Source organism: Allobosea sp., assembly GCF_030695125.1.
Lineage (GTDB): Bacteria > Pseudomonadota > Alphaproteobacteria > Rhizobiales > Beijerinckiaceae > Allobosea.
This window is the reverse complement of sequence record NZ_JAUYTP010000023.1, coordinates 1-4,997: the sequence shown is the minus strand read 5'-3', so window position 1 is coordinate 4,997 and position 4,997 is coordinate 1. Positions and strand designations below refer to the sequence as shown.

General features: G+C 64.0%; 4 protein-coding genes and 1 tRNA gene. 4 read left to right on the top strand and 1 reads right to left on the bottom strand.

Annotated elements, in window-relative coordinates; genetic code table 11:
- The 4 genes from Q8S38_RS07040 to Q8S38_RS07025 all read left to right on the top strand — a co-directional run.
- Positions 1 to 476, top strand: a 476-nt coding sequence (locus Q8S38_RS07040; RefSeq protein ID WP_305679712.1) for a methyl-accepting chemotaxis protein, incomplete at its 5' end; no start/stop codon positions are given.
- 521 nt (positions 477 to 997) lie between these two features.
- Entirely contained in the window at positions 998 to 3,403 is a 2,406-nt protein-coding gene (locus tag Q8S38_RS07035) for a methyl-accepting chemotaxis protein (protein WP_305679711.1), read from the top strand.
- Between the two features lie 177 nt (positions 3,404 to 3,580).
- A tRNA-Ile gene (locus Q8S38_RS07030) sits at positions 3,581 to 3,656 on the top strand.
- A 66-nt stretch (positions 3,657 to 3,722) separates the two neighbouring features.
- Positions 3,723 to 4,928: a DUF6538 domain-containing protein gene (locus tag Q8S38_RS07025; RefSeq protein ID WP_305679710.1), complete on the top strand. Its 1,206-nt coding sequence runs from the start codon at positions 3,723 to 3,725 to the stop codon at positions 4,926 to 4,928.
- On the opposite strand, the gene Q8S38_RS07020 is transcribed toward Q8S38_RS07025, so the two are convergent.
- Positions 4,888 to 4,997, bottom strand: a 110-nt coding sequence (locus tag Q8S38_RS07020; protein ID WP_305679709.1) for an IS3 family transposase, incomplete at its 5' end; no start/stop codon positions are given. The two genes, Q8S38_RS07025 and Q8S38_RS07020, sit on opposite strands and share 41 nt — an antisense overlap.

The following is a 4,997-nucleotide window of genomic DNA, read 5'->3' as shown; positions in this document are numbered from 1 at the left end:
GCGCCGGCGATAGCGGCCGCGGCTTCGCCGTCGTCGCGACCGAGGTGCGCAGCCTGGCCAAGCGCTCGGCCGATGCCTCCAACGACGTCAAGAAGCTGGTCGAGGCCGCTCATGGCGACGTCAAGGTCGGTGTCGGCTTGGTCGAGGAGACCGCCCAGATGTTCGAGGCGATCGTCTCCTCCGTGAACGACCTGACGGGGCTGATGAACGGCATCTCGCAGACGGCCAAGAACCAGGCCAGCGACGTCTCGGCGATCAACACCGAGATCGACGGCATCGGCTCGATGGCGCATCAGAACGCGGCGCTGGTCGAGGAGACCAATGCGGCGCTGGCCCTGACCGACGAGCAGACCCGCGCGCTGAGCGAACACATCGCCCGCTTCCGCTTCCGCGAGGGGCATGGCTCCGACAAGGGCCATGCTGCGCAAAAGGGGCACGGACCCGATGCGGGAGACGCTATCGCCGCTGCGGCCTGAGCGCGGCGCCGCCGGCCGTCTCCCGACGCCGATCACCGACCTCCAGGCCCCGCCGTCCCCCGACGGCGGGGCCTTTCGTTGTATCGGCACAGCCCTTTCGGGGAGAACCGTGAGGCGCGGGCGTGCGCCGGTCCCTGCGTTGCCGGGGGCGCCGGCGCCGGCCTTGCGGCCGCGCGCGCCGTGAAAAGCCGAGGCCTCCGTTCCGCGCAAACGGGCTGCAGAAGCGAGAAAAACCGAGCCATATTCCCTAACGGAAGCTGAATCGGCCCCCAAGCCGACTGATTCAAAAGAATCCGCACGCTTAAATGTTCTTTAAGCGCACCTGGCCAATTGATCCCTTGGACAAGGGTCCCGCCCAATGACAGTTGAGGCGCGGAGCGGTTCGGGGGCTCGTCTTTTCGATTGCCGGATAGTGCGGCACGGATGGCAGGTCTTGCTTTTGGCGGGCTCCGCAGAGCCTTCCGAAGGCTTCGCACCAGCTTCGTCGTCCAACGTGTCTCGTTGTATTCGGAGAGCGATCGATGACGAAGGCCAATAAGCCAGCCCGCCAGCGCACACCCGCCAGGTTCGGCATCGCCGCGCGGATCTACGCCGCGGTGGGGCTGATGACGGGCCTGACCATGGTGGCTTCGGCGGTGGGGTGGCTTTCCTTCGGCCAGGTCGATCAGACGGTTCAGGACATGGCCGGCAAGAAGATGCCGATGGTCGAGCTCGCCCTCGAACTCTCCCAGGCGGCAACGCAGTCGACCGCGCTGGCGCCGCGCTTCATGGATGTCGAAAACGTCCAGCAGCGCGCGTTGCTGACCAATGAGCTCGACCGGATCGAGGCGCGCCAGTTCGATCTCATCCGCCGGATCGCCACCCTCAGCGGCCTCGACATGAAGGCGACCCAGGGCTCGGTCGACGAGCTGTCGCGCACCATCAACGAGATCAACGACCTCACCGGCACGCGCATGCGCAATGCCGCGGCCATGGCGGCCTTGCTCGAGAACCTCAGCAAGTCCGGCCGGGTCTTCAGCGGCGTGGTCGGCTCCGAAGCCGACGAGGCGCGCTTCAACGTCACGATGGGCATCGAGAGCATCAAGGGACTGTCGGGCGAGGCGCTCGACGGCGCCATGAAGACCCTGAACGATCGGGACTTCCCGATCTATGATTTCGCCCGCAAGCTCGAAGTTCAGGTCAACGAGCTCATGGGCATGTTGCGCGAGACGTCGCAGACGCCGGACAAGGCCCGTCTCGACATCGCCCGGGAGCGTTTCAAGGCGACCGCAACCCGGGTCCGGATGGAACTGCAGGCAGCCGAGAACGTCGCGCCGAACCCCTTCCGCAACCAGGTCGTCGAGGGTGTCATCGCGATCGGCGAAGGCCGCAACGGCATCGTCGAGATGCGGGATCGCGATCTCACGACGCTGGCGGAGATCGCGGCGACCTTGAAGACGGTCGACAGCGCTGCCGTCAAGCTGCGCGCCCAGGTCGACAAGCTGGTGACCACCGCCCGCTCCGAGTCGATCGCGGCCAGCACCTCGACGGCGACACTGATCAATCAGAGCGAAGCGTGGCTGGGCGCGATCGGTATCGGCTCGCTGCTGATCGCATTGTCGCTGTCGCTGCTCTATGTCCGCCCTGCGATCATCGGGCGCCTGAACCGGCTCTGGGCGGCGACGCGTGCGATTGCCGACGGCGCGCTGGAGACGGTGGTCGACACCAAGGGCAACGACGAGATCTCCGACATCTCGAAGAGCGTGCTGCTCTTCCGCGACAACGCGGTGGCGCTGCGCGCCGCCGAGGCCGCCAAGATCGAGGACGATGCGGCGGCCCTGCAGCAGCGTCGCGAGATGATGGCGGAACTCGGCGCCGCCTTCGGCGAGGTCGTGGCCGCCGCCGCGGCCGGCGATTTCAGCCGCCGCGTCCAGGCGAATTTCGCCGACGCGGAGCTGAACGCACTCGCCGGCTCGGTCAACGCACTGCTGGAGACGGTGCAGGGCGGCCTGTCCGAGACCTGCGACGTGCTCGCCGAGCTCTCGGCGGGGCATCTTTCGACCCGCATCGAGGGGCTGTATCAGGGCGCCTTCGCGGAGCTGAAGAACGGCACCAATGCGCTGGCCCACGAGTTCGAGAGCACGCTGGCCAAGCTCTCGGAGACGGTCGCCGCCGTGCGCAGCGCCACCTCGGAGATTCTCGACGGCGTCACCGACCTGGCCGAGCGCACGAGCGAGGAGAGCAACGCCGTCTCGATGGCGACCAACCAGCTCGGCGCCTTCGCCGGCACGGTGAAGAAGACGGCGTCGGAAGCCGCCCAGGCCACCGGCATGGCCGAGGGCGCCGAAAGCCAGGCGCAGCAGGGCGAGAAGGTCGTCGCATCTGCGCTCGAGGCGATGCAGCGCATTCGTACCTCCTCGAACAAGATCTCCGAGGTCATCGCGATGATCGACGAGATCGCCTTCCAGACCAATCTCCTGGCGCTGAACGCGGCCGTCGAGGCGGCGCGGGCTGGCGACAGCGGGCGCGGCTTCGCGGTCGTCGCGACCGAGGTCCGCAGCCTGGCCAAGCGCTCGGCCGACGCCTCCAACGACGTCAAGAAGCTGGTCGAGGCGGCCCATGGCGACGTCAAGGTCGGTGTCGGCCTGGTCGAGGAGACCGCCCAGATGTTCGAGGCGATCGTCTCCTCCGTGAACGACCTGACCGGGCTGATGAACGGCATCTCGCAGACGGCCAAGAGCCAGGCCAGCGACGTTTCCTCGATCAATGCCGAGATCGACGGCATCGGCACCATGGCGCACCAGAACGCGGCGCTGGTCGAGGAGACCAATGCGGCGCTGGCCCTGACCGACGAGCAGACCCGCGCACTGAGCGAGCATATCGCCCGCTTCCGCTTCCGCGAGGGCCATGGCTCCGACAAGGGCCACGACATCGCCGCTGCGGCCTGAACTCGGCACGGCCTGCCACCCACGGGCCGGCTGCTGACCAGACGTCCCTGCGAGGGCCCCGGCGTCATATGACGGCGGGGCCTTTGCTTTGAGGCGGCGGCTGGGCCTGCGCGATCCGCGCCGATCCCGGCCCGAGACCGCTTGCCCGAGCGGCGGCGGCGATGCTACGCGGAATGCGGGCCGGTAGCTCAATGGTTAGAGCTCGCTGCTCATAACAGCGCCGGTGCCGGTTCGAGTCCGGCCCGGCCCACCATTTCGTTTCAGATCAATGCCTTAGCCAGAGGATTGTGCCGGTGGGACATTCTGGTGAGGCATTCTCGTGTTCAACCCGGCCTATCTGCAGCGTTCGAAAAGCGGCATCTTCTACCTTCGTTGGCCGATTCCCCGGCGGCTTCATCCGGCGAATAAGCCGAGCACGCTGAGAATTTCGTTGAAGACCCGAGACCCGAAAGCGGCGTTAGGCATCTCTCGATCCATCAGCCGGTCAGCAGACCGATTGATCGAGACGGGATCAAAGGCAGGTATGCGCTATGACGAGATCCGATCGCGTTTGAAGGCGCACTTCCAGGGCCGGTTCGATCAGCGTGCAGAGACCATCGCAGAATCGGGCCGCTTGACCGATGGCGACAAGGCGGCTCTGGCCAATGGCCGCGACTTGCCGGAAATGGCGATCACTCCGGAGAAGATCGCGGAATTCATAGCTCTGTATGAGCTCAACATAGAGCCCGGATCCGAGCAGTACGACTGGCTCAAAAACGAGTTCGGAGCTTCGTACAGCAGCTTCTGTAACGCGATTCTAGACCATGATGCAGCGCTAGACTCGTATGGGTTTGGCATCCAGGTTCCTCAGACTGTCGGTGAGCTACAGACAGCGGCGACGTTGATGACCGTAGGTGCTTTGGGGCACGCCTACGAAGCAGAGAAGAAACTCGCTGGTCAGTGGGTCGCAAAGACCGAGCTTGAGAAGGCTGACCACATCGAACTGCTGCGCGAAATCCTTGGCGCTGAAACAGATATAGCTAGAATTGGTCCAGCTGAGGCAAAGCGGGTTAAGGATACGCTGGTCAGGTATCCCAAAAATAAATCTAAGAATCCAAAGACAAGGAAGCTCTCTCTGAGCGAAAGCCTGCTTGTCGAAGGCGTTGAAAGGCTACATCCGACAACGATCAACAAATATCTCCAGACGTATAGCGACATGTTCGAATGGGCAAGGCGGAATGGATTTGTCGACAAGAACGTATTCTCTGGTCTGACGATTAGGCATCTGCGGAAACGAAAAGAGGGCCAGCGCGAGGATTACTCCGTTCAGCAAATCGCCTCGATCATTGTAGCTGTTACGGCTAATGAGAGCGGCCTAGTTCACAAACCATATCAGAAATGGGGGCCGCTGATTGGTATCTATACGGGCGCTCGGCTGAATGAGATCGCCCAGCTTCATTTGAAGGATATTCGTGTGGCCTGCTGCCGGTTTCGTGGACGGTCAGTTAAGCTAATCCCACCTTCATTTCGAACTCGGCCGGGCTGAGATAGCCGATGGCCGAGTGCCTGCGGATCGTGTTGTAGAACCTCTCGACGTAGTCGAACACATCTGCCC

Coding starts and splice junctions, on each gene's coding strand:
- Q8S38_RS07035 (WP_305679711.1), top strand. CDS start 998: ATGACGAAGGCCAATAAGCCAGCCCGCCAGCGCACACCCGCCAGGTTC.